The sequence below is a fragment of the Paenibacillus taichungensis genome, from assembly GCF_013359905.1.
GTDB classification, from domain to species: Bacteria; Bacillota; Bacilli; order Paenibacillales; family Paenibacillaceae; genus Paenibacillus; species Paenibacillus taichungensis.
This window is the reverse complement of record NZ_JABMCC010000106.1, coordinates 115,267-139,907: the sequence shown is the minus strand read 5'-3', so window position 1 is coordinate 139,907 and position 24,641 is coordinate 115,267. Positions and strand designations below refer to the sequence as shown.

At 47.6% G+C, this 24,641-nt stretch carries 28 protein-coding genes; 22 read left to right on the top strand and 6 right to left on the bottom strand.

All coding sequences use genetic code 11. The features are described 5' to 3' along the window. The first annotated feature begins 120 nt into the window (after positions 1 to 120). Both HP548_RS11555 and HP548_RS11550 read left to right on the top strand, forming a co-directional pair. The gene (locus HP548_RS11555; protein WP_175381697.1) at positions 121 to 1,602 is read left to right on the top strand and encodes an alpha/beta hydrolase family protein; all 1,482 of its coding nucleotides are present in this window, start codon (positions 121 to 123) and stop codon (positions 1,600 to 1,602) included. A gap of 24 nt (positions 1,603 to 1,626) precedes the next feature. Continuing rightward, positions 1,627 to 2,034, top strand: coding sequence for a MerR family transcriptional regulator (locus HP548_RS11550; protein ID WP_175381696.1), 408 nt, complete (start codon positions 1,627 to 1,629; stop codon positions 2,032 to 2,034). A 113-nt stretch (positions 2,035 to 2,147) separates the two neighbouring features. Here HP548_RS11550 and HP548_RS11545 read toward each other — a convergent pair whose 3' ends face one another. From HP548_RS11545 to HP548_RS11530, 4 genes are all read right to left on the bottom strand, one after another. After that, on the bottom strand, positions 2,148 to 2,825 hold the full coding sequence (locus HP548_RS11545; protein ID WP_175381695.1) for a M14 family metallopeptidase: 678 nt from the start codon (positions 2,823 to 2,825) through the stop codon (positions 2,148 to 2,150). A 99-nt stretch (positions 2,826 to 2,924) separates the two neighbouring features. Next, positions 2,925 to 3,893 carry an ABC transporter ATP-binding protein gene (locus HP548_RS11540; protein ID WP_076291288.1) on the bottom strand — a complete coding sequence of 323 codons (969 nt, stop codon included), beginning with the start codon at positions 3,891 to 3,893 and terminating at the stop codon, positions 2,925 to 2,927. Between the two features lie 22 nt (positions 3,894 to 3,915). Next, a complete protein-coding gene (locus HP548_RS11535; protein WP_175381694.1) occupies positions 3,916 to 4,716 on the bottom strand; it encodes an ABC transporter permease in 801 nt (266 codons plus the stop codon). Next, positions 4,713 to 5,489, bottom strand: coding sequence for an ABC transporter permease (locus HP548_RS11530; protein ID WP_024631448.1), 777 nt, complete (start codon positions 5,487 to 5,489; stop codon positions 4,713 to 4,715). Before HP548_RS11530 ends, HP548_RS11535 begins: the two co-directional genes overlap by 4 nt. A gap of 305 nt (positions 5,490 to 5,794) precedes the next feature. Here HP548_RS11530 and HP548_RS11525 point away from each other — a divergent pair, with 305 nt between their 5' ends. The 10 genes from HP548_RS11525 to HP548_RS11480 all read left to right on the top strand — a co-directional run bounded on the left by HP548_RS11525 (position 5,795) and on the right by HP548_RS11480 (position 14,823). Then, positions 5,795 to 6,637 carry a DegV family protein gene (locus tag HP548_RS11525; protein ID WP_076291201.1) on the top strand — a complete coding sequence of 281 codons (843 nt, stop codon included), beginning with the start codon at positions 5,795 to 5,797 and terminating at the stop codon, positions 6,635 to 6,637. A gap of 135 nt (positions 6,638 to 6,772) precedes the next feature. Further along, a complete protein-coding gene (locus HP548_RS11520) occupies positions 6,773 to 7,492 on the top strand; it encodes a response regulator transcription factor (RefSeq protein ID WP_343054822.1) in 720 nt (239 codons plus the stop codon). Continuing rightward, a complete protein-coding gene (locus tag HP548_RS11515) occupies positions 7,489 to 8,421 on the top strand; it encodes a sensor histidine kinase (RefSeq protein WP_373561761.1) in 933 nt (310 codons plus the stop codon). Before HP548_RS11520 ends, HP548_RS11515 begins: the two co-directional genes overlap by 4 nt. Before the next feature lie 128 nt (positions 8,422 to 8,549). Then, positions 8,550 to 9,473, top strand: a complete 924-nt coding sequence (locus HP548_RS11510) for an ABC transporter ATP-binding protein (RefSeq protein WP_076291202.1) — start codon at positions 8,550 to 8,552, stop codon at positions 9,471 to 9,473. Continuing rightward, complete coding sequence (locus HP548_RS11505) at positions 9,466 to 10,164, top strand: ABC transporter permease (RefSeq protein ID WP_076291203.1); 699 nt, start codon at positions 9,466 to 9,468, stop codon at positions 10,162 to 10,164. The genes HP548_RS11510 and HP548_RS11505 overlap by 8 nt, the downstream gene beginning before the upstream one ends. Before the next feature lie 104 nt (positions 10,165 to 10,268). Next, a complete protein-coding gene (gene thiD / locus HP548_RS11500) occupies positions 10,269 to 11,081 on the top strand; it encodes a bifunctional hydroxymethylpyrimidine kinase/phosphomethylpyrimidine kinase (RefSeq protein ID WP_063567104.1) in 813 nt (270 codons plus the stop codon). A gap of 242 nt (positions 11,082 to 11,323) precedes the next feature. Next, positions 11,324 to 12,004: a response regulator transcription factor gene (locus HP548_RS11495; RefSeq protein ID WP_076291204.1), complete on the top strand. Its 681-nt coding sequence runs from the start codon at positions 11,324 to 11,326 to the stop codon at positions 12,002 to 12,004. Further along, positions 11,953 to 13,758: a sensor histidine kinase gene (locus tag HP548_RS33920; protein ID WP_125477328.1), complete on the top strand. Its 1,806-nt coding sequence runs from the start codon at positions 11,953 to 11,955 to the stop codon at positions 13,756 to 13,758. The genes HP548_RS11495 and HP548_RS33920 overlap by 52 nt, the downstream gene beginning before the upstream one ends. Before the next feature lie 20 nt (positions 13,759 to 13,778). Then, positions 13,779 to 14,324 carry a CDP-diacylglycerol--serine O-phosphatidyltransferase gene (pssA, locus tag HP548_RS11485; protein ID WP_063566539.1) on the top strand — a complete coding sequence of 182 codons (546 nt, stop codon included), beginning with the start codon at positions 13,779 to 13,781 and terminating at the stop codon, positions 14,322 to 14,324. Between the two features lie 13 nt (positions 14,325 to 14,337). Then, positions 14,338 to 14,823: a DedA family protein gene (locus HP548_RS11480; protein WP_053780148.1), complete on the top strand. Its 486-nt coding sequence runs from the start codon at positions 14,338 to 14,340 to the stop codon at positions 14,821 to 14,823. A gap of 138 nt (positions 14,824 to 14,961) precedes the next feature. Here the strand turns inward: HP548_RS11480 and HP548_RS11475 are convergent, their stop codons facing one another. Beyond that, a complete protein-coding gene (locus tag HP548_RS11475; protein WP_076291207.1) occupies positions 14,962 to 16,152 on the bottom strand; it encodes a cation:proton antiporter in 1,191 nt (396 codons plus the stop codon). A 375-nt stretch (positions 16,153 to 16,527) separates the two neighbouring features. Between HP548_RS11475 and HP548_RS11470 the strand changes: the two genes are divergently transcribed. From HP548_RS11470 to HP548_RS11450, 5 genes are all read left to right on the top strand, one after another. Continuing rightward, entirely contained in the window at positions 16,528 to 17,112 is a 585-nt protein-coding gene (locus HP548_RS11470) for a DUF420 domain-containing protein (RefSeq protein ID WP_170867957.1), read from the top strand. A 72-nt stretch (positions 17,113 to 17,184) separates the two neighbouring features. Further along, positions 17,185 to 17,928: a 2,3-diphosphoglycerate-dependent phosphoglycerate mutase gene (gene gpmA, locus HP548_RS11465; protein ID WP_175381693.1), complete on the top strand. Its 744-nt coding sequence runs from the start codon at positions 17,185 to 17,187 to the stop codon at positions 17,926 to 17,928. Between the two features lie 220 nt (positions 17,929 to 18,148). After that, positions 18,149 to 18,322 (top strand): hypothetical protein, encoded by a 174-nt coding sequence (locus tag HP548_RS11460; protein WP_175381661.1) that lies wholly within the window; start codon positions 18,149 to 18,151, stop codon positions 18,320 to 18,322. 153 nt (positions 18,323 to 18,475) lie between these two features. Further along, positions 18,476 to 19,384 (top strand): aldo/keto reductase, encoded by a 909-nt coding sequence (locus HP548_RS11455; protein ID WP_175381692.1) that lies wholly within the window; start codon positions 18,476 to 18,478, stop codon positions 19,382 to 19,384. 84 nt (positions 19,385 to 19,468) lie between these two features. Beyond that, a complete protein-coding gene (locus HP548_RS11450) occupies positions 19,469 to 19,795 on the top strand; it encodes a thioredoxin family protein (protein WP_024631432.1) in 327 nt (108 codons plus the stop codon). Between the two features lie 207 nt (positions 19,796 to 20,002). Here HP548_RS11450 and HP548_RS11445 read toward each other — a convergent pair whose 3' ends face one another. Continuing rightward, the gene (locus tag HP548_RS11445) at positions 20,003 to 20,791 is read right to left on the bottom strand and encodes an undecaprenyl-diphosphate phosphatase (RefSeq protein WP_064641143.1); all 789 of its coding nucleotides are present in this window, start codon (positions 20,789 to 20,791) and stop codon (positions 20,003 to 20,005) included. Between the two features lie 239 nt (positions 20,792 to 21,030). Here HP548_RS11445 and HP548_RS11440 point away from each other — a divergent pair, with 239 nt between their 5' ends. The 5 genes from HP548_RS11440 (at position 21,031) to HP548_RS11420 (ending at position 24,552) form a co-directional block, all read left to right on the top strand. After that, complete coding sequence (locus HP548_RS11440; RefSeq protein ID WP_083679068.1) at positions 21,031 to 21,663, top strand: TetR/AcrR family transcriptional regulator; 633 nt, start codon at positions 21,031 to 21,033, stop codon at positions 21,661 to 21,663. A 176-nt stretch (positions 21,664 to 21,839) separates the two neighbouring features. Further along, positions 21,840 to 22,673: a substrate-binding periplasmic protein gene (locus tag HP548_RS11435; protein ID WP_175381729.1), complete on the top strand. Its 834-nt coding sequence runs from the start codon at positions 21,840 to 21,842 to the stop codon at positions 22,671 to 22,673. Between the two features lie 31 nt (positions 22,674 to 22,704). Beyond that, positions 22,705 to 23,349, top strand: coding sequence for an amino acid ABC transporter permease (locus HP548_RS11430; RefSeq protein ID WP_076291212.1), 645 nt, complete (start codon positions 22,705 to 22,707; stop codon positions 23,347 to 23,349). 16 nt (positions 23,350 to 23,365) lie between these two features. Continuing rightward, on the top strand, positions 23,366 to 24,112 hold the full coding sequence (locus tag HP548_RS11425; RefSeq protein ID WP_076291213.1) for an amino acid ABC transporter ATP-binding protein: 747 nt from the start codon (positions 23,366 to 23,368) through the stop codon (positions 24,110 to 24,112). A gap of 17 nt (positions 24,113 to 24,129) precedes the next feature. Continuing rightward, positions 24,130 to 24,552 (top strand): OsmC family protein, encoded by a 423-nt coding sequence (locus HP548_RS11420; RefSeq protein WP_053780142.1) that lies wholly within the window; start codon positions 24,130 to 24,132, stop codon positions 24,550 to 24,552. Positions 24,553 to 24,641 lie beyond the last annotated feature (89 nt).

Below are 24,641 nucleotides of genomic sequence, written 5' to 3'. Positions count from 1 at the left end.
CGTTTATCGGGTTTTTGTATGTGTAATTCGTAATTATAAATTTCTCATTTTTATACCTTGACCTTGAAGTATACTTCAAGGTTTATCCTTGATGTATTACAACATGTTGGAGGTAAGTCGATGAGAATTTTGGAATGGATTTTGGTCATTGTGACGGTTATTAGCGCAGTTGTCATGTTGATGGCTCCCAAACGTCACGCAGTGAAAGTAGGTATGTTGTCAGCACTGGCACTGGTTATTCTATTGCATGGGGTAGTCGATCATTTTCGTGTGCAGCTGCTGCCCACCTATATCGTAGCCCTTGTTTTACTGATTGTATTGGCGATTCAACTACGGAAGTCGGGACGCCGTATGCAGAACACACAAAAATCGAAACGTCGTTTGTGGTTCAAAACCATCTTGGCATCGATTCTAGTGCTGGCTCTCAGTGCAGGTTCAATTGTGCTGACGTCGCTTTTCCCTGCATTCACGATGCCTGAACCGACAGGTTCATTCGCCATAGGTACCTATTCGCAGCAGTTAACGGATGAATCTCGGGAAGAGACCAAGACGGCTGAAGCGGGTGATAAGCGAGAACTTATGATTAATGTCTGGTATCCTGTAGATCAGGAAACAGCCAAAGGATTACCGCTAGAACATTATCCTGCCGAGTTGGGAGAGGCGATCAGTCTCGTATTTGGAATTCCACCGATGGTGTTCAGTTATCTCGATACAATTCCCACGCATGTGGTTAAAGGCGCTGAGGTGTCTGCCGCACAGAGCAAGTATCCAGTATTGCTGTTTTCACCTGGAATACGCTCTGCACGCTTTCAAAGTATGACCGCGATTGAAGAGCTGGTCAGCCACGGCTACATTGTTGTTGGGATTGACCATCCGTATACCTCTGCTCAAGTGACATTCCCGGATGGACATGTTGCTTCTTATGAGCCGGATCCTGACGATCTAACGTCAGAGGAAGTGTATCAACATAATATAGAAGGTGTTGGCATTCGTGCAGCTGACGCAAGCTTTGTACTGGATACGCTCACCCAGTGGAATAAACATGATCCGAATCAACTGCTCGAAGGCAAGCTTGATCTGGATCATGTGGGTATCTTTGGACACTCCTATGGTGGTGCGACAACAGCGGAAGCACTGGCCCAGGATAGCCGTTTCAAAGCAGGACTCAGTTTGGAAGGCGGATTCTGGGGAACTGTATCCACGACAGCCTTGCAACAGCCGTTTATGTATATCATGTCAGGTGGAACAGCCAAAAGTTTTGACCCGAACGCCACTGCCAAGGATAAAGTGTTTTATCCCGAGTTTGAAACGGATTTGGATCAGGTGATGACAAGCAGTCTCAATGACACGTATTACTTGACCGTGGATCATTTCTTCCATCAGAGTTTCACGGATATTCCGTTAATTTCACCTATCATGTTTGCCAAAGGCATAACACCAGAGCATAATGTGGACATTACAAGATCATATACATTGGCCTTCTTTGACCGTTATTTGAAGGGAGAAGAGCAGCAGCCTTTGCTGGAAGGGCCGTCAGAACGTTTTCCCGAGGCGATTTATGATACCAAGTATACCAAGCTGCGGAACTATCAGGCCAAATAACGTGGAGATGGATGGAGGAGTAGCATGAAAACCATGACAAGAGGAGAGTTAGCCAAACGTACGGGTGTGAGCATGGCAACGCTCCGGTATTACGAGGACAGTGGAATTCTGCCTGCTCCCCGTCGTTCGTCTAACGGATACCGTGTGTATACCGAGGATTATCTGGTTAAGGTCAAATTCATTAAGGATGCTCAATCACTGGGATATTCCTTAAAGGAAATACAGGATACGTTGCAACTGCTCAGCCAGGAGGACATGGAGAGTGAAGCACTAAAAACACTTGTACGTGATCGAATTGAAGAGATTCAGCTGCATATCGATAACCTGCAGCGGATGCAGACACTTCTTGCGGGGTTGCTCCTGACGCCAGAGCATGATATTCACAATTACATTGAATCTTTCCGAATTAACAAGGAAGATGGCCATTTATAAGATAACCCTTAAGCCAATAAACACCTTCGAAGATCATCTCTGACGCGTCTTGCGTGAGAAATATCTTTGAAGGTGTCTATATGCTTCCGGCTATTTATAAAGATTCAAGCAATTCAAAACAGGCCTGCTTCGCGCAGGAAATGGTGCACAATTTCCGTCTGATACTTGATCCGGTCTGAACGGTTCAGACTCCAGCAGGTCTCCACGGTAACCGAGCGGGCTTGAAGTAGGCGAGCTGCGGCTGTTCGTGCTGAACCGGGCAACTCGTGCTGCTTCAGATTGAAGTGCCTGTCACGAATGGGAATCGACCGATTCATTCGTCCTATAATTCGTTTGCATACCGGAACAGCCTTGCTGCCTGGATTGGTAATCAAGGTTTGTCCGAGTACCCGTGAGCTGCGTTGGGATAATCCATTGGCTTCATGTAGGTCCAGCCACCAGGCAGGTCCATATTGACTGGCAAGTTGAAAGATAGCCGAAGCAAGCGGATGTTTGGCTTTGCTAGAAATATGCCGCGGGAAGGTGCGATTTAAATCTGGTTTTCCTCGGCTTTTGTTTCGGTAAGCCTTTTGATTCACTCGTGGAATAATAATAAGGAGTCCGCGAACCACGTGTCGACGCCCTGCCATGCAGTCATTAGCCAGCTTCTGCGCAGCGGCCATGCTCGCGGTTTCATTTCCATGAACTCCCGATGTAATCATGATGACGGGTCCGGGATTCGTGCCTCGAACGAGGTAATAGGGAGTGGCGTGTGCACTGGATGCAGCAAGTGTGTGTTTGGTAACAAGCATGACACTTCACCTCCGCTATTACAGTACGTCATGTCCTTCCCGCATGTAACGGCATTTGAACAGGCCCTCATCCAGTTCTGAATAAAATAGGCCAGTCAGTCAGTACACTCGATGAATAATATCCTCGAAATCGGGTTCCTTCATCTCGACATCCTCAATCTCGCCCCATTGTTCGAGCTGCTTCAGAATGTCCATCGTGCTCCACTCTTTTCGATTTACCTCCACAGTGACGATCTGGTTCTCTGCCCCTGTGATCTGAATGGCGGATGATATAGCGTCCGGGATGTGATACGAACCTCGATACGTAACTCGAATAAGTGTTGGCAGACCGATGGTGTCGCGCAGAGAGGGGATGGAGCCGTCATACGTAAGTTGACCGTGATTGATCACCATCACCCGATTGCATAGTTGCTCAATGTCGTCCATGTCATGGGTGGTCAGCAGAATCGTTTTGCCAAACTCTTCATTTAACGTACGAAGAAATTGACGAATGTTCCGCTTTGCGTTCACATCCAGTCCAATCGTCGGTTCGTCGAGAAAAAGCAATTCCGGGTCATGCAGCATGGAAGCTGCCAAATCAGCACGCATCCGCTGTCCAAGCGAGAGCTTACGGACAGGCGTAGCCCAGAACGATTCCAGATCCAGCAGCTCGGCGAACTGGGCTAATCGTTTCGTTTTGTCCTCGGCACGGACTCCGTACATCTCGGCCAAAATATCATACGAATCCTTCACGGGCAGATCCCACCAGAGTTGGCTGCGCTGTCCGAACACGACACCGAGGCGTCCAACCGTGCGACGTCTTTCCTGGTGTGGATTCATACCACCGAGCAGCACCTCACCCGAGGTCGGATGAAGGATACCCGTCAGCATTTTGATCGTGGTGGATTTGCCAGCCCCATTGGGGCCGATATATCCAACAAATTCTCCTTTGCCAATATCAAAGCTAATGTCTCGAACCGCTTCCTTGGACAGATACTCACGTGAAAACAAGGTGCGAAGCCCGGAAAACCGGCCCTCGCGTACCACAGGGGTTTTGAACTCCTTTTGCAGATGCCGCGCTGTAATCATAGTCATGATGATATTCTCCTCCTTAGCTACCTGTACTTTGATATTTGGTTAAACCAAATTTCCAGAAACGCAGACTTGCGGCCAGACTCAGGATGGCCACAATGACAATGGCACCAAGAACCCACGCACCTAGTTCGCCGCGAAGCAAATAAAGTGACGGAACATAGTTGACGAAACCCACCGGGATTACGGTCAGCAGAATGCCAGACATCCATTTCGGATACAACGTCAGCGGATATTGGGCAGCCGTACGCGCCGCATCCTCGGTGATGGTCTGCAATTCCTCAATGCGTGTGGTCCAAAATCCAAGCGTTGCCGTGGCAAGCCCAATCGAAAAAAGAATGATGGCACCGGTCAAGATGACGAGCAGTGAGAAGGGGATGACAGTCCAGCTGATTTGTCCGCTATGCATCATGCCTGCCAGAGACCAACAGAGAATAAACCCGCCTTGTAACACTTCACCAGCCATGATGCGGAAGTTTTGTGGCAGTAAAGCCAGCAATACGGGCATAGGACGGGTTAACAGTTGATCGAGTTCGCCGCCGACCAGATATTTTTCCAAATGATGCACTTCGTTGCCAAACGTTCGATATAACGTCTTGGACAGGGTCATGATCGCGAAGAGGTAACCAATCTCATGAAGGGACCAGCCTTTAATGGCTCCGAATTTGTGCAGCACCAGAGCAACCATCAGAAACTCGGAGATTTGAATCAATGCGGCCAGAACGGAGGCCATGACGAAATTGAACTTGTATTGCATCCGACTGCGGATGCTTGTTCGAATGAGCATTTTATATAAAGTGAACCAGGAAGTTGTTTTCATCCGCCCTGCACCTCCACTTTACGGCGCAGTACCTGGGTGATCGCCAGACAGACGAATGTCATGAGGACGCACCAAATCAAGGTTCCCCATAATAAGGAGCCATTTTCATAACCCAGATAGATTCGGGTCGGGACATAGAGCAGGAAAGGATAGGGAGATAACCAAGCAATTCGTTCCAACCAGTCTGGCAGCCATTCCAGAGGAATGAAGAAACCAGCGAGCAGATTCATCATGGCGTGATTGCCCCAATGCAGCCAGGAGGACTCCGTCGTCCACATCGCGGTGGCGCCAATAATGTAATTCATACAGATGGATAAATAGGATGCGCCGGCAAGACCAATTGCGGCAAATAACAGGGTTGAAGCTTCTGAGGGCCATTGCAGAGAAAATACGATGGAGAAGAGTAGGTAAATTGGAATGCTTTTGTACACGAACTGGTAGGCAATCTGCCCCCATTCACGTGCCATCAGGTGGGTGAACAGATGAACCGGCCTCATGAGATCAAGCGCGATCTGCCCTGTCCTGACCGTGAGTGGAATACCAAGTCCATTGGTGAGAAAACCCGAGATCCAGAGAGAGGATTGCGTAAACGCAATGTAACTGATCATCCCCTGTGTCCCGTATTCTCCGAGAGAATGATCGGCCCCGATGCCAATCCAGAGACAGGCATACATGTAACCGAACATGGCGCTTGCCAGGTTATGTACCATGTGGGCCCCGCGGTATTGCAGGTTCCGGGAGTAGGCTTTGGAAGCCAGAGTGAAATAAAGCATGTGACACCTCCGATAAGTTGGTTGAACGGCGGTTCCGTTCACTTCAGTCAAGGCGAAAAAGAGAGAAGGACAACAGCATACCAATATATTCCTTCACAGGCAAGACATTTTTTTGGCATATACCGGAAGAAAAGAGGCTGTTCAACAATGCGCCACAAGACAGTGGTTTGTCCGTTCCTTTATAATTGGGGAGCAAAGACGCAAACGTTTACAATATGAACTATTCAAATTTTAAATAATCCGCCGGGCATGTGCCTGACGATTGAGGATACAGCTTCAACAATCCGGCAAGAGAGAAGGTTGGAATGAGGAAAATTGCATGGGTCACGGACAGTACGAGCACACTCGATCCGCTATTTGCTGAGCAGAATCATGTGTACATCGTACCGCTGCGCATCGTTTTTGGAGAGGAATGTTATCGGGAGACAGAAGACATCTCGTCGGAATTGTTCTATGAGAAACTGGATGGGGCTTCACGCGCAAGCAGTTCACAGCCGCCGATTGGTGAATTTATTGAACTGTATGAGTCGTTGAAGGACCAGTACGATGAGATCATTACCATTCATTGCTCCACTGCGCTTAGCGGTACGCTGCACACATCAATGCAGGCTGCCGAGATCGCAGGTGTGACGGTTACCGCCATCGATTCCAGAGCAGGCGCTTATCCGCTGCGGGAGATGATTTTGCAAGGACTGGAATGGCAGAAGCAAGGCCATACAGCTGCCGAGATCAAACTTCACATCGAACAGATGATAGATAACATGTCCTTTTACCTCATTCCGGCCAGTCTTCAGCATCTTCACCGCAGTGGACGTGTGTCGGGAACCCAGCTTATTCTTAGCCAATTGTTGAAAATTCATCTGCTGCTTCGATTCGAAGAGGGCAAAGTGGTTGTGAATGAGAAAATTCGTACGTTCAAACGGGCCAAACAGCGTATGCTGGATGTGCTCAAGGTGGATATGGGGAAAGTGAAGCATGTATGCATCATGCATGCAAACAATCAGGAAGAAGCCGTTACAATCAAACAGCAGATTGCTGATCTGCTTCCCCGCCTGAAGACGGAAATTATGCCTTTTATACCTGTGGTAGGAATTCATGCAGGTGCGGGAACGATTGGGCTGTGCTGGATACGAAGCGAGACGGTATAAGGTTGTAAATGAGACCTGGCAGGAGGTTCACTTTGAAACATGAAGTGGCGATCCTGTCGGGTTTTTCGTATTTCATTGCCAATTGATGCAAACTGTGAGGTAATAAAGGAAAACGTTCATGTTGGAGGGAATAGCGTGTCAAGTTATCGCTTGCTGCTTGTTGAAGATGATCGCTCAATTAGTGAAATGGTCGGTCCTTATTTGGAAAAAGAGGGCTATGACGTCTCTTATGCATATGACGGACTGGAGGCGGAACATCAATTCAGCCAATCACCGTCAGAATATGACTTGGTCATTCTCGACCTGATGCTGCCACACAAAAATGGGATGGAAGTGCTCCAGACCATCCGTGCTACCAGTCTGGTGCCAGTGCTCATCCTGTCTGCTAAGGACGGAGAAGTGGACAAGGCCCTCGGCCTGGGATTTGGCGCTGATGATTACTTGAGCAAACCCTTCTCGCTGATCGAGCTGACCGCTCGGATCAAGGCGGCTATTCGTCGTGCCAACTATACCGCACAGCCTGCAACGGAGACAACTCCAAAGGCACAGCGCATTCACATTGGCGGACTTGTGGTTGATACGGAAACGTATGAGGTCGAGCGTGATGGCATACCTGTAAAGCTTACTTCCAAGGAATTTGGTATTCTCAAAATGTTTGTCACCCACCCTGGCAAAGTATTTACCAAAGCTCAAATCTACGCTTCGGTCTGGAATGATCATTATTATGGCGACGAAAATATCATTAATGTTCATATGCGTCGTCTGCGCGAGAAGCTGGAAGTTGATCCCTCCAACCCCCGGTATATTAAAACATTGTGGGGTATCGGTTATAAGCTGGAGGTGGACCCGGCGTGACGTTGATCTTTGCCTTTTCTACCGGGATATTGGCCCTTATCGTCATTCTATTAAGCATAAGGCTGCATAAACGTAGTACACATCTAACTTACATACATGAGAAATTGACCTCTATTATAGATAAGAACACATTTGAACGCCTGCTCGTCTTCAACAGTGACCCCCAGATAAGCCAGCTCCTTAAGGACATGAATCAGTTACTGGATCATGCTCATCGGGCTGAGGCGGGTTATGCCAATCAGGAGAAGGAGATGCGCAACATGCTCTCCAATATCTCACATGATCTGAAGACGCCACTTACGGTTGTGCTTGGTTATAGTGAAACGCTGCTGCATAGCAATTCACTAACCGATCAGGAACGTGTGATCATGACCGGCAAAATCCAGGATAAGGCGCAGGAAGTGCTGCGTCTGATTCATTCCTTTTTTGATCTGGCGAAGCTGGAGTCGGGGGATAGCGAGCTTGCTCTGACCAGAGTTAATGTAAGCGAATTGTGTCGATTGAAGATGATCTCTTTTTATGACATGTTAACGAATCTGGGGCTGCAAGTGGAGCTATCCATTCCGGAAAGTGATGTCTTCGTGAAAGGCAATGAGGAAGCGCTGGACCGTGTGCTGGATAATCTAATCACAAATGCTATGAAATATGGAGCAGATGGCAAGGTACTTGGCCTTTCACTGGAGTATTCAATAGGGGAACAGGTGACACTTAACATCTGGGATCGGGGCAAGGGCATTCCTGAACAGGAGCACAGCCGTGTATTTGAACGTATGTATACGCTGGAGGATTCTCGTAATCGTCTCTATCAAGGCAGTGGTCTGGGTCTGACCATTACGAAGCGGCTGGTGGAGCGGATGGGCGGAAGTATTGAGTTGCATAGCGTACCTTTTGTACGAACTGTATTTTCGGTTTCTCTGAAACCTTGTTAGGTGCATTTTGTAGTTTTCACGATAAGCTTAAGGTTTTTGTAAGATTTGATTAATAAAAAAGAAGACTTTTCTCTTTACAATACAGATATAAGAACCCGTCAGGGACGAACGTAAAGGAGAATATGAACATGACCTATATTGCGCGGACGATAGGTGTGACCAAGACGTATGCAGGGGCAGAGGTTGTATCAAACGTCAATATGAGTATCAAGCAAGGGGAGATCTACGGGTTTCTTGGTCCGAATGGAGCGGGGAAAACAACAATGATGAAGATGCTCACCAATCTCGTGAAGCCGACTATAGGTGAGATTGAATTGTTCGGAGAAAAGCTCACGCCTACTTCCTATGAATTGCTGAAACGAATGGGCAGCATCATTGAATATCCTTTTTTTTACGATAATTTGTCCGCCAAGGAAAATCTGGATCTCCATTGTGAATACATGGGGTTTCATAACAAGAAGGTCATTAACGACATGATGGAAAGTGTAGGTCTCAAGGACACAGGCAAGAAGCCTGTTCGTGACTTCTCTCTGGGAATGAAACAGCGTCTGGGCATCGCTCGTGCGCTGATCACAACACCGGAACTGCTCATTCTGGATGAACCGATCAACGGGCTCGATCCCGTAGGCATCAAGGAGATGCGCGATTTGTTCAAACGTCTCAGCTCCCAGTATCGCATTACCTTGTTGATCTCCAGCCATATCCTCGGGGAAATCGAACAGGTTGCAGACACCGTCGGGGTCATACGAAATGGGCGTCTGGTTGAAGAAGTATCGATGGACAGCATTCGTGGGAGCCACAGCGAGTATATTGAGCTGCAAACGTTGGACCCGCGTAAAGCGACCTATGTAATGGAACATCAGCTGGGGTTGAAAAATTATAAAATGATCGATGACCATACCGTACGTATCTATGATCCGGGCATTGCTCCATCGGAATTGACAAGCAAGCTGATCGGGCATGGCGTTGAGATTGAATCCATTTTCAAACGAGCTCATTCATTGGAAGAACACTTCATGAGCTTAATGAAAGGGGATGGGGACGTTGCTTAAACTGATCCAGCTGGAACTGCGCAAACATCGGTTTGCCCGAAATTTCAGAACGGCAGGTATCGCCAATCTCGCCCTAATCCTGTTTCTCATCATGATTGGATTCACCGATCAGGGGGCTGAAGATTACGCTTTTGCCGATTACCACGTCTCCTTCATGTTAATAGATACGTTTGCCAGAGCCGTGTTTATTATCTTTGGCGGTGCGCTGATAGCGAAACTGATTATTAGTGAGTATCGAAATAAAACGATGAACGTCATGTTTACCTATCCAATCAAGCGCCAGAAAATTATTGCTGCCAAACTCATCATTGTCTTTGTGTTTACCTTTGTAATGATTTTGTTTACCGATCTACTGATGGGAGCCTTGCTGGTTATCACAAACCAATTCTACTCCTTCATTCCCGACACCTTGACGATGAGTGATGCACTGGTACTGCTGCTGAAGTACACGATTAGTTCCTTGTCCGCTGCGGCCATGGCTCTGATCCCTCTATTCTTCGGAATGCGCAAACATTCGGTCACGACCACACTGGTATCATCCATTCTGCTTGTACTTGTGGTGTGTTCAGGATTCAACGGGCCTACGTTCTCCATCAACACACTTATCGTGATTCCATTAACACTGGGGGCAATCGGACTGTGGATTGCTTCGCTGTCCATGATTCGTCTGGAGACAAAAGATGTGAACTGATTCCTTTGGAAACCATACTCCGTATGGCTTCACATGCCATTGACATCTGCTCGTACAAGGGATAGGATAATGTCAACTGAAGGACGAAGGAGAATGCAACTACCATGACGATTCCAAAAACATTAACAATCGCTGGTTCGGATACGAGCGGCGGTGCTGGGATTCAAGCAGATTTGAAAACTTTTCAGGAGCTTGGTGTGTATGGCATGACTGTGCTGACTACTGTTGTGGCTATGGAGCCTGATACGTGGGATCACCAGGTCTTCCCTGTGGAATTAAATGTAGTCGAGGCTCAACTGCGCACCGTTCTGGATGGTATCGGCTTTGATGCAATGAAGACGGGTATGCTGGGTTCTGTAGACATCATTGAATTGGTTGCGAAGCACATCCGCCGGAGCGGACTGCCACAGATCGTTATCGATCCGGTAATGGTCTGCAAAGGTACGGACGAAGTGCTGCAACCTGAGAATACAGAAGCAATGATCGAATTCCTTTTGCCGGGTGCTGATCTGGTTACCCCGAATCTGTTTGAAGCATCGCAGCTCGCGAAAAGTGGACTGATCCGCTCCAAGGAGCAGATGGAAGCTGCAGCAGCTGTCATTCATGATCATGGGGCGAAACATGTCCTGATCAAGGACAGAGGCGTTATTAACCCGGGCAAAGCAATGGATCTTCTCTATGACGGAACGAACTACGAATGGTTTGAAGCCGATGTTGTTGGCTCCGGATATACACATGGTGCAGGCTGCACCACATCTGCGGCAATTACCGCAGGTTTGGCGCGCGGTCTTACTGTGAAAGAGGCTGTTCGTGAAGGTAAAGCCTTCGTGACCAAAGCGATTGCTGGCGGATTCCCGCTGAACCGCTTTGTTGGCCCAACGTTACATGTAGCACACCGACTGGAGAATCAACGCTAAGCGGTGCGCACATGTAGTGTGTAATCGCGGAGAAAAACGTGGTCTCAGCCGGAAGTAGCTGTCAATGAGCAGATGATTGCTCGTTGACGGCTTCTTTTTTGTGCGAAAACGTATGGAATTTAGTAACTTTTGGTATATATTAATCGTATATAAGATGGAGTTCATTCCAGAACATGGCTGGACACACGGACGACACACGGAATCGTTATGTTAACAACAGAATGCTAAAAGGAGAGTCGGCCATGGTCAGAACAGTGCTTCTGGTGGAAGATGAAAGCCGCATTCGTGAGATTGTGGCCGATTATTTCATAAAAGAACAATGGAACGTTATTGAAGCAGAACATGGGGTAGAGGCGCTGGAATTGCTGGCACTGCATGAAGTGGATCTGGTCATCCTGGATGTGCTGATGCCGGAAATGGATGGATGGACCCTCTGTGGGCATATTCGTTCCCAGTCGACCGTACCTATTATAATGCTGACTGCCCGATCGGAAGATGATGACAAGATTCATGGCTTCCAGCTCGGCGTGGATGATTATGTTACGAAGCCATTCAGTCCTCGTGTACTGGTGGCACGTGCAGAGACATTAATGAAGCGAGTAGAGGGTGCCGTTAGCAAGGAGCAGAGTGTAATTCGGTTTGGGTGTGCCACACTTGATCCCTGGGCGCGTCGGCTTGAGAAGGATGGAATCGAAGTGGAGCTTGCTCCCAAAGAATATGACCTGCTGCTGTATTTAACTCGCAATCAGGGAATTGTACTGTCCCGTGATGCCATCCTTAATCGGGTATGGGGGTATGATTTTGAGGGTGATTCGCGTGTGGTGGATACCCATATCAAAAAGCTTCGCAGCAAACTTGGGGATGAAGCCAAGTGTATCCGAACGGTTATCGGTACCGGATATCGATTCGAGGCCGAGGCATGAGACGTAACGGTGTAACGATGAAACTGTTTCTGGTCATGGCTGGATTTCTGCTTCTTCTATATGGAACAACCGTGATTGCCCAACTGGTCTGGTTCCCGGACTTTTACCAACATCAGAAGATCAGCAGCATTAAGAAAAAATTGACGAAATTCGAACAACAATATTCCACTGGACATTGGAACGATGTGCAGCTGGCCAAGGAAACCGGGAAGTTCATGCGGCAGAATCAGTCGCATCTGGTCATCCTGACGAATACAGGTAAGCTGGTCAATGACCCATTCCACATCGTGCTTTTGCAAGAGGATGGCAAGCAGGTAAATATATCGCTGTCGTTGTTTATCAACAGTGAGAACGCAGGATGGCTTGCTTCACACTTGAAGTATGGTCAGCAATTGACCGTTACAGGTTCGGCAAGTGGAATGAATGATCCTATGGTTTATCCGCTGAAGATAAAGGATCAGAGCTCCGTAGTCAGCGGAACGGAAGATTTTCAGGAGTTAACGGAGCCGGTAGAAGAATGGTCAGGAACATTGAAGGACGTTGTTCTTCCCAACCTGGGGACATGGAGTCAGAGACAGGGTCTGCTCGTGCAGGCGCTGGATAGCCGCTTCCCACTATCTACGGAAGACCAGCTTAGTCTCGCCAATGGGAAAATGATTAATGAGGAATGGACCGATAGCTGGAGTGGTGTACGAAATGTGCTTACCATTGCTCCGGTGCACAGCTCGGGACCTCAGCAGCAACTCATTTTTTCCCTGACGTCCCTGCAGGAGATGAGGGAGGCGAGTGAAGCTACACAACTATTTTATGCGTATTTTGGTATTGCTGCATTTGTGCTGATTGTGTTCCTTTCACTGCTTCTGTCCCGAATTGTCACCAAGCCGTTGCTTGCCCTGAACCATGTTGCCAAAAAGATGTCGACCCTTGATTTCACTGTGAAATCGCCCATCCGCCGCAATGACGAGATTGGCAGTCTGTCCAATAGTCTCAACGCGCTGTCCACGACATTGGGTCAGACTTTGGAAGAACTAAGGCAGGCGAACAGTCAGATGCGCACTGATATGGAGATGAAGCAGCGAATTGAACAGCGTCAGCGAGAGTTTTTTGCCGATGCATCCCATGAACTCAAAACACCTATCAGCATCATCAAAGGGTATTCCGAAGGGTTGAAAGATGGAGTCAGTGAGAGCAAACGTGAGCGTTACATCGAGATCATTGCCGATGAAGCGGTCAAGATGGAAACGATGGTTGAAGAGATGCTGGATCTGGTACGGTTGGAATCCCAAGCGATTAAGCTGAACACCGATGCAGTGGCTCTTGGAGATATGATTGAAGATATTGCCGGACGTCTGGGTCCACAACTGAAGGAAAAGGAACTGGAAGTCGTTTTGGTCTCCACCACCGAACAGACCGTTGAGGGAGACCGCAGCAAGTTGGAGCAAGTCATCTATAATATGATGATGAATGCTATACGACATGCTGTCCCTAAGACCGATATTATGATTGAGATCAGCAGGCCGGAAGGGCAGGTTCGAATCTCCATCGAGAATCAGGGTGAGCAGATCTCGGAAGCGGAGCGGCAGTACATCTGGGAAAGATTCTACCGCGTGGAACGCTCGCGTAATCGCAAAATGGGGGGGACCGGGCTTGGCCTGGCCATCGCGAAGCAGATTCTCGATTTGCATGGATGCAGTTATGGTGTGGAGAACACGCCGGACGGAGTCCGTTTTTATATTATTTTTCCTAATGCTTAGTACGAAGGGGAGTCAAGTCTATGAAATCTTTACCGTCCATTCTAACGTTGGGCAACTTAACTTCAGGCATGTTGGCTGTCATTATGGCTATTCATGGCGAGTTTGCGCTAGCCGTGACGATGATCTGGGTAGCCATGTTCTTTGATCTGTTTGACGGGTTTGCAGCACGCAAGCTGCATTGTGAGGGGGAATTCGGCAAAGCGCTGGATTCACTGGCTGATGTTGTTTCGTTCGGCACCGCACCCGTGTTGATCTTATATTTGAACTCCATGAATGAGGTAAGTGCACTGGGTATGGCGCTGACAGCATTATTCCCGGTTTGTGGTGCATTGCGTCTCGCCCGTTACAATTGCCAGAAGACAGCAAGCCATGGTTTTGTGGGTATGCCGATTACGTTTGCAGGCGGTCTTATGTCCTTTTTCGCGCTCTGGAGTCCTTATTTTACTCATGGTGTAGCCTATCTTGTCATTATCGTATTATCCGGTCTAATGGTTAGCCAAATCCGATTCCCGTCTCTAAAACAAGTGCTAGCCCCCCATGAGAAGGATATTGTGGAACCGAAATAAGGAGCGAGTCAGTATGGAATTTGCAAGAGAATTTATTGGTCAATATGGTTATTTCGCAATTTACGGACTGCTGGCTCTTGGCGTGATTGGCATGCCTATTCCGGATGAGGTGATGATGACCTTTGTCGGTTATCTCGCCTCCATCTCGGTGCTGAATTATTCGGTGTCCATCGTTGTCAGTTTTGGTGGAGCGTTTACTGGAGGTCTTCTGAGTTACACCATTGGCAAGAAGGCCGGCCGACCACTGGTTGAGAAGTACGGTAAATGGGTGGGGGTCAACGCCAAACGGCTGGGCAGGGTGGAGTCATGGTTTTTGAAATACGGGTACTGGTCCATTATACTGGGCTACTTCATTCCAGGTATTCGTCATCTGATGTGCTGTTTCTCCGGAATCAGCCGTATGGCAATAGGACGATACGTCCTTGTCTCCAGCATTGGCGCGTTTATATGGTGTGTTGTCTTTATATCGATCGGTTTTTACGTAGGTGTGTTAACTTAAAATGGGACAGCCTGTTATGAACAGGCGAGGATAAAGACCTCTTGTTAATGGAGCGGTCTTTTTTTGTTGTGTTTATTTAACTCCCTTGAAAAATGAAAAGCCCACCGCAACATCACGGTGAGCTGATACTAATTTTATTTACCCGCTTAGATGGGATTCCTCAATGCCTTTTTCAACACGAGTTTCCCCTTTTTTGCGTGCAAAGGTGATTTTGAGTAACGGTGGCGTTACCAGCGTTGTAACGATAACCATGATAACCACACTGGTGAAATACTCAGCGTCGAGTAATCCGGAAGCAAGTCCGGTGGAAGCAATAATAAGAGCAACTTCACCCCGGGAAATCATGCCTGCTCCAATGGCGAGGGAAGATGAGCGATCAAATCCGGTCAGACGCGCACCTGCTCCTCCGCCCAGAAGCTTGGTTACAATAGCAATCAGACTGATAACGATAATGAACCAGATTTGTGAACCCACGCCGTCAAAAGTCACGTTCAAACCGATGCTTACAAAGAATACTGGAACAAAAATCCCGTACGCGATCGGTTCAAGTTTCGTTTCGACCTCATGTTTGAAGTTCGTTTGTGAGATGGCGATACCTGCCGCAAAAGCCCCGATAATGCCTGCAACACCCATCCATTCCGCAAAGTACGAAAAGCCAAAACAGATGATTAATCCGGCTGTAATAACGGTCTCCGTGACCTTCAGCGGTGCCATCCACTTCATAATGCGAGGAACAAGGAACCAGCTGGCAGCGATAATGACAACAAAGAATAGCAACTTCTTGCCAATGAGCAGAGGGATTGAAGTATCAGTTGCCCCTGTTCCGAGCAAACTCATCATGACTGCGAGGATGACCACAACCAGTACATCATCGACGACAGCGGCTCCAAGAATCGTTGTACCCTCACGAGAGCTGAGCTGATTCATATCTTTGAGCGTTTGAACCGAGATGCTGACCGAAGTGGCACAGAACAATAGTCCAAAGAACAAAGCGTGTGTCTGCGACATGCCGAACGCAGCGGCAGCGCCATAACCTCCGATGAATGGTAGAATGATACCACCCACGGCAACCGCAAAGGCTGCCTTCCAATTTTTCTTCAATTGCTCCAGGTCCGTTTCGAGCCCAGCAATGAACATGAGTAGTAATACCCCAATTTCGGCCATATAGTGGATGAAATCATCCGGTTGAACCCAGCCGAGCAGGGCAGGTCCAAGAATAACACCGACGATCAATTTACCCAATACGGATGGCTGACCGAGTCTTACCGATAAATCCCCAGCCAACTTGGTAAAAATCAAAATAAGTGCAAGAACCAAAATAAATTCCATAGGTGTACTCCTCTCCAGCAGTAGCGTTTATAGGATTACCAGTCCAAGGGGGGATCATTCCAGGCCTAGAAACAGAAAAAGGCATAAAACGGCGTATGTCAGCGTGCCGCTTTATGCCTTAAAAAAAGACAAGGAGGGCCCTTGGTGACAGGCTCCTCCAGTTCAACGCGTATGTGATTAATTGCATTAATTATACCATGAATACAGGATGGGGTAAACCAGTGATGGTGGGCTTTTAATGAAAATGGCCTGAAAGGGGCACTTTAAAGGTACCTGACGAGGCTTTTTGTTCAGAGTGTTGTCACTTAACAGTCGAGAAATGGCAAGATATAATGAGATAGAACATAGAAGTTAGGATATGAGGAGGATTTTTCATTGGGCAAACAGGACAAAGGGGACCCGAACATTCAATCCAATCAGATTGCCCCGACCAGTAATAAAAATTTTGCAGGTCTCATTATTACCATTTCCATTATCGCCAATGTCATTATTTTATTGTTGTTCTTTGCACCGTCCATCGGATACAAAGGCGATGTAGCCTTTGACATTACAGTGTTGCCGCGGTTTAACGCCGTGTTCAACAGCTTCACCTTTATCTTCCTGCTTGCGGCCTTGATTGCCATTATCAAGCGGAATGTGAAATTGCACAAACGTTTCATCCTTGCTGCATTTTCAACGACCCTTTTATTTCTCGTTACGTATTTGTCGTTCCACTATTTGTCTCCGGAAACGTCCAAATACGGTGGAGAAGGCATTATTCGTTCCATCTATTTCTTCATTCTGATCACACACAGCATTCTGGCAGCGATTATTGTGCCGCTTGCTTTGTTCACTCTGGTATGGGGCTGGACGAATCAATTGAAGAAACACCGTAAAATTGCTCGCTGGACGATGCCAATCTGGCTCTACGTGAGTTCCACGGGTGTAGTTGTATATCTGATGATGGCACCGTACTATTAATAATTTCACATATCATGGGCATATCCGGCTCACCTTGCGGGTAATGGTTTCATGGAAGGAGGATTCACGCTTATGTACAGAGTCGTATTGATTCGCCATGGACAGAGTATGTGGAACGTGGAGAACCGTTTTACCGGTTGGACGGATGTGGATCTGACGACCGATGGTTACGGAGAAGCGCGTAAAGCGGGAAAGATCCTGAAGGAACAGGGTTTTGATTTTGACTACGCTTATGCCTCAGTACTCAAACGCTCCATTCGAACACTGGATATTGCACTTGATGAAATGGACCGGATGTGGATTCCGATCACGAAGACGTGGAAGCTGAATGAACGTCACTATGGGGCGCTGCAAGGACTGAATAAACAGCAGACTGCGCTGAAGTATGGTGAGGATCAGGTGAAGGAGTGGAGACGCTCCGTTAGCGTATCTCCCCCAGCACTGGACGAAACTGACGACCGTTATGTTCAGGATCAGGACAAGTATCAACGGCTGGGCTGCACCATCCCGCGTACCGAGAATTTGATGGATACATCGAAGCGGGTGCTGGAGTATTGGAATGCAGAGATCAAACCGATTGTGTCAGCGGGCAAAAGGGTACTTATCTCCGCGCACGGCAATACGCTCCGTTCACTCGTCATGCATCTGGACCAAATGTCCGAAGCAGACGTAATGGCGCTTAATATCCCGACAGGCATTCCGCTGGTCTATGAACTGGATGAAGATCTGCATCCGATCGGGCATTTCTACCTGACTGCGGATGGATCCACGTACAAACATGAGGAAATGACTCATGTCGCACCGCCGTCCGATTGACCGGACGATTGTTATGACCAAGTAGGTTATACAGTAGTAACGATGATTTCGACTTATACTGCACGTTAGAAGATGGCTCCTGAATTCTCAGGTGGCCATCTTTTTAATTTATAATAGCCATACTCTAATTTTAGCGATTGCATCTGACGTTTCGTTTTTCTCCTAGAGGGTAATCTCAAGCAAGACACGATGTACATTAATCCTGAAGGAGGAACAACATATGTCTAAAAAAAGTGGAATTATTGTAACAGCCATTGGAGCAGGCGTGACTTACTTGATGAGGAACAAACAAGCAAGGGATAAGCTGTTCAGTACGGTGTCAGGGCTGATGAAAAATTCAGGTTCATCTTCAAAACCGTCTTATGGAAGCAAAAAAGGTTCACGTGTGATTTAAAATAGATTTTGATATAGGAGTCAATTAGCATGAGAAGCCCGGAGCTGGTATGGTCCCGGGTTTTTGTATGCGCTCATATGTTACATGCGATTTTTGCCAGCAAGAATGATACAATGGAAACTTGCAGAACGTATGGAAGGGGATGTACAACATATGAAGAAAAATCGTCTGGGTTCATCCGAACTCATGGTAGGTGAAATTGGTCTAGGCTGCATGTCGCTTGGAACCGAAGTGAAACCTGCCGTAGCCTTGATTCATGAAGCATTAGATCGTGGCGTTAATCTTCTGGATACCGCTGACCTGTATGATGCAGGATTAAACGAAGAAATCGTGGGCCAAGCTATCCAGGGACGCCGGGATCAGGTCATTGTGGCGACCAAGGTTGGTAATCGTCGCATACCAGGAAAAGAAGGCTGGTCATGGGACCCGTCCAAAGCCTATATCAAACAAGCTGTACGAGACAGCCTGAAACGGCTGCAGACGGAATATATTGATCTGTATCAGCTGCATGGTGGCACTCTGGATGATCCAATCGAAGAGACGATCGAAGCCTTTGAGGAACTGAAGCAGGAAGGTCTTATTCGGTATTACGGCATATCCTCCATCCGCCCTAACGTGATTCGTGAATATGTGCAGAGAGCTTCCATTGTCAGCGTGATGAATCAATACAGCGTTGCGGATCGCCGAGCCGAAGAGGAAGTATTACCTTTATTAGAGCAAAAGGGGATTAGCGTTATCGCTCGTGGACCCGTGGCAAGTGGTGTTCTCGCCGATTCTGGTGCTGCCAAGGCAGATAAGGGTTATTTGGATTATACTCCTGAGGAGTTGCACATCATACGAGAAGGCCTGAGCCGGTTGGTTACAGACAATCGCAGCATGGCTCAAACGGCCATTCGTTATGCTTTGGCACATCCCGCTGTTGCGGCTGTCGTGCCAGGTGCCAGTTCGAGAGAGCAGTTGTTGCATAATATTGCTGCTTCGGAATCTGTACCACTTACGGCTGCGGAGATTAACGAAATACGGGAGCTAAGTCCCGCCAATCTCTACAAGCAGCACCGTTAAACGTTGGTAGCCTATTTTCAATTGTAACTATACGAGGTACAATGAAGATCAACCATAAAGAATCAAATAAGGGAGAGAAGACATATGGAAAGAATTCAAAGTGAACAACAATATCGCGATACAATCAATTCTGACGGGCTGACCGTCATTAAATTTGATACAACCTGGTGTCCGGATTGCAAAAACCTGGATCGCTTTATCGGGGACGTTATCGACCAGCATGCGGATAAAACCTTCTATGCTCTCGATGCAGAAGAGTTCCTGCCGTTTGCCGAAGAGAACGGTGTACGCGGTATTCCAAGCCTGCTCGTATTCCAGAACGGCAAGAAAATTGCACATCTGCACAGCAAATGGGCAAAAACGCCTGCTCAAATCTCGGAGTACCTGCAGACTTTGGAGTCCAAGGTATAACCATAATCAGTTCGTTTAGATCGCAGTAGTTATATGGAACGCCTCCTATCGCTGATAGGGGGTGTTTATGTTATCTGGACGAGGGGGTAGGTGTGGTTCACAAATGAAATCATTTGTTGATGAGGTTGTGCAAATTAAAAATGGCAGCCTAGTTCCGAAGGGAACAGGTTGCCATTGGCTTTATTGTTACAGGACTTGAAGATAGGGTTACATCATTAAAATGATAAAGAATACGGCTGCCAGCACGAAGCGATAGACTGCAAAAACGGTCAGACTCAGTTTTTTCAAAATGGATAGGAACGTCTTAATGGCAAGCATGGCTACGATAAATGCGGCAATGAATCCAATCGCGAAGATCGGGAAATCGCTGGTATTTAGATGATCGATACTTTTGTATAGATCATATCCTGTGGCTCCAATCATAATCGGCACAGAGACCAGGAATGTAAATTCTGCTGCAGCAACCCGGCTTACCCCTGCGAACAGACCGCCCGAGATCGTCGAACCGGAACGGGAGAAGCCTGGCCATAATGCGAGAATCTGAAAAAGACCCACTACAAATGCCTGTTTATACGTAATATCGTCTACATCATGGGTTGTAATGCGTTCGCTGCGGTGGCTCCAACGTTCAGCGACAATCATCAGAATACCACCAATAACAAGACTGTACAGCACCGTTTGTGCTCCAAACAGATGCGCCTTGATCCAATCCCGGAATACAAGTCCAATGACTACGGCTGGAACCATCGCCAAAAAGATATGTATGAGGTTCAGGCGGGAGGTGTAACTCCTTTTGCCTCCGGTGAAGCGGAACATATCAATGAATTTGTTCCAGTACAGCACAACGACAGCTAGTACAGCTCCGAGTTGCACAACCACCTCAAACGTTTTGACTGACTCGTTGTCCTCCGATAATCCCAGCAAGTGGGCAGTCAGAATCATGTGTCCGGTTGAGGACACGGGCAAAAACTCAGTCAAACCTTCGATGATGCCCATAATAATCGATGATATAAAGTCCAATTCTCTTCCTCCTTGAAATGCAGATGACAGCATATAGGCTGTCCTGCGTGACAATGCCCGCTCATTAGAACAAGGCTATCATCTATTATGATCACAAATGCGCTCAACTTCAACTTATGCTCGTAATGAATTGTTTAAAACCATATTGACAAAAACCTAGTTATCCAATAGGATATACATTAACTGACTGACTGATCAATCGGGAGGATAGGCAAATGTCTAAAAACAATCATTTGGAACCCGGAGAAGAACGCCGGGACCAAATTATACGCATAGCGATGGAACGTTTTGCGACCCAGGGCTACCATCAGACGAAAATTTCCGATATCGTCCGGGAAGCGGGCGTCGCGCAAGGCACTTTTTACTGGCACTTTAAAAGTAAGGAGGCCATTGCCTCGGAGATTGTGTTAACCGGCAGGGAGAAGTTGCTTGAAGCGATTGGACAAGGCTACCGCAAGGATGCCGGATCGGTTGAGGATATGGTAAGAGCTTCGGAACGACTGTTTACCGACTTATTTTCCTTTGCAGAGGACAATCGTTATTTTATGGAGTTGTTGCTTAAAGGTATCGTGTCGGAGGATTCGGTACGCCGTCTGGTCGAGGAGACACGGGGGGCAGTAGAACAGGCGTTTCGCCACAACATGCAACGGGCCATTGAGCTGGGCATGCTGCCGGATTCCATGAATGTACCGCTCCGTGCTGCGCTCCTGGTTAGCATGATTGAAGGCATGATTACGCGCTGGCTGTTTGGTTCGGAGCAGCTTCACAGCGAGTTCTCATCAATGTCAGCAACGACATTAGCTGCGGAGGCGGCAAGCTTTGAATTTTACGGACTGCTCGGCACATAAAGGTGTGCTGGCCCTGGAGCTTTATTTTCAACAACTGGATTAATTATTCACATGATTAAGCCAGCAGCAGGGAATAATGGGTACAACTGCGGTTTAGGAAGACAGGAAAAAGAAGTTTCAACAGGACATGACTACATGGATGAGAGGAAGTTAATGACATGAATAAAACATATGGATTGAAATCTCGCAAAGGCTGGACTTTAACAGCCCTGCTGCTAATGACCGTGCTGGTGCTCAGCGCTTGTGGCAGTAAAGCTACGGACAATGGAAGCAGCAATGGAGCACAGGCGAACAATGAACTGGAGCAGATCAAGTCTGCTGGCGTCATCAAAGTGGGCATGATGGGCACGTACGCTCCATACAACTTCCTGAACGATAAGAAAGAAATGGACGGCTACGATGCAGATATCGCACGTGAGGTTGCGAAGCGTCTTGGAGTTAAGGTGGAATTTGTATCCCAGGAGTTCTCCGGCCTGACACCAAGTCTGCAAGCCAAAAAGCTGGATGCTATCATCAGCCAGATGACGATTACCGATGATCGCAAGAAAGTACTTGATTTCAGCGATCCGTATATTACGAACCAAGTTAAAATTATTGTGAAAAGTGATAACAATGACATTACCAAGCTGGAAGATTTCAAAGGAAAAACGATTGGTGTAGGCCTCGGTACCAATGATGAAACGTATCTGCGTAACGAAGTGCTGCCGAAAGTGGGCGACTTCACGATTAAAACCTATGACGATGTTATCACATCATTGAAAGATCTGGACGCTGGACGGATCGATGCAACGATCAACAACCTGTACGCGCTGAAACCGATTGTAGATGCTAACGGCTTCAACATCAAAGCCGTAGGTGAACCTATCAAGAGTGATCAGGCAGGTATTGCTGTGCGCAAAGACAATCCAGAACTCGTAGCAGCACTGAATGACGCTCTCAAAAGCATGAAAGATGATGGTACGTATAATACCATCTTCAAAAAATGGTTTGGTGAAGAGCCTGCGCAATAATGAACCTGCAAGGCGAAGGGAAGTTTGATCTATGGAACTGGTATTTGAGAATATCCCCTTCTTTCTGAAGGGGGCTTACTATACGCTGTATGTAACTGTGATCTCCATGTTTTTTGCCTTTATTATCGGAGTACTAGTCGCTATCGCTCGTCTGAAGGGGCCTATGTGGCTTAGGTTGATCGCAAGGTTTTATGTATCCATCATGCGGGGAACCCCGCTGCTGGTGCAATTATTCGTTATTTATTTTGGGTTGGTTGATTATGGCGTAACTTTAGGCTCCCTAACGGCAGCTTGTCTAGGGCTTAGTCTTAATGCGGGTGCATTTCTGTCCGAAACGTTCCGCGGAGCAATTCAAGCTGTACCAAAAGGGCAGACGGAGGCCGCATATGCTACAGGCATGACACCGGCTCAAACGATGAGAAGGATTATATTCCCCCAAGCGGTGCGTATCGCGATCCCTCCAATGGGCAATACGTTTATCGGCATGCTGAAAGAAACATCACTTGTGGCAGCCCTTGGGGTTACGGAGTTGCTTCGCTCGGCACAGCTACTGGTCGCGCAATATTACGTTAATATGCCGTTTTATCTGGCGATTGGCGTGATCTATTGGATCATGAGTATCGGATTCTCGGCCATTCTGGAACAAGTGGAGCGCCGGCTGGCCCGGGCTTACTGATAGGAGGGGAGAACCGGTGATTACAACTACAGGATTGACCAAACGTTTTGGGGAAAATGAAGTTCTCACAAATATAGATCTGCATGTCGATGCGAAAGATATTGTTGTTCTGCTGGGACCCAGTGGATCAGGCAAAAGTACGCTGCTGCGCTGTCTGAACGGCTTGGAGGAACTCTCTGGCGGCAAGATTGAAGTAAATGGTGTTGTAGTAGACAGTACCGACTCGCAGCGAATCCAGCGGGCACGGGTACTTGAAATCCGTCGGCAGACTGGCATGGTATTCCAGCAGTTCAATCTGTATCCGCACAAGACGGTGCTTGGCAATGTGATGGAAGGGCTCGTGACTGTGAAAAAAATCAAGCGGGACGAAGCGGCCGAACGTGGCCGGATTCTGCTGGATCGAGTAGGCCTATCGGACAAGCAGGATGCATATCCATCCCGTTTGTCTGGTGGACAGCAACAGCGCGTAGCAATTGCCCGCGCACTGGCCATGGAGCCTGAAGTGATGCTGTTTGACGAGCCTACCTCAGCCCTTGATCCTGAACTGGTGGGCGAAGTGCTCTCCGTTATGAAGGAGTTGGCACAGGAAGGCATGACGATGCTGGTCGTTACACATGAGTTGAAGTTTGCCCGGAATGTGGCTAACAAAATTGTCTTTATGGCGGATGGATCGATTGTGGAAGAAGCAAGTCCACAGGCCTTTTTTGAACACCCGACCCAAGAGCGGACACGTCGTTTCTTGCAGCAAATTACTGAATTCTAAGAAAGAAGGATAACATCATGAATGTAACAACGGTATGGAAAGGCAAACGCGCGTTTACTTCCGAAGGACCCTCTGGCTACGCAGTTGGCATGGATGCCACAGCAGCTTATGGTGGTGACAGCAAGGGTGCTACACCCATGGAATTGTTACTGGCAGGTCTCGGAGGTTGTATGGGGATCGATATCACGATGATTCTGGATGCTTTCCTGGACAAAATTACAGGCATTGAGATTGAAGCACAGGGTACACGCAGTGAAGGTATGCCGAAAGGTTTTACGGCCATTGACCTGATCTTCAAGGTAGACGGTGATATCCCGGATTACCGGATCTGGAAAGCCATCCAAATGGCTGAAGAAAAGTATTGTGCAGTTTCCGCTTCACTTAGCGCAGATATTCATCCCAAGCTAATTCTGAATGGGGTAGACACACCACGTCCATAACAGCATATGGATAACTCCTAGTTAATTTATATAAAAGTATATACTGAAGAGGCGCTTCCAGGTATGGGAGTGCCTTTTTTTGAAGCCCT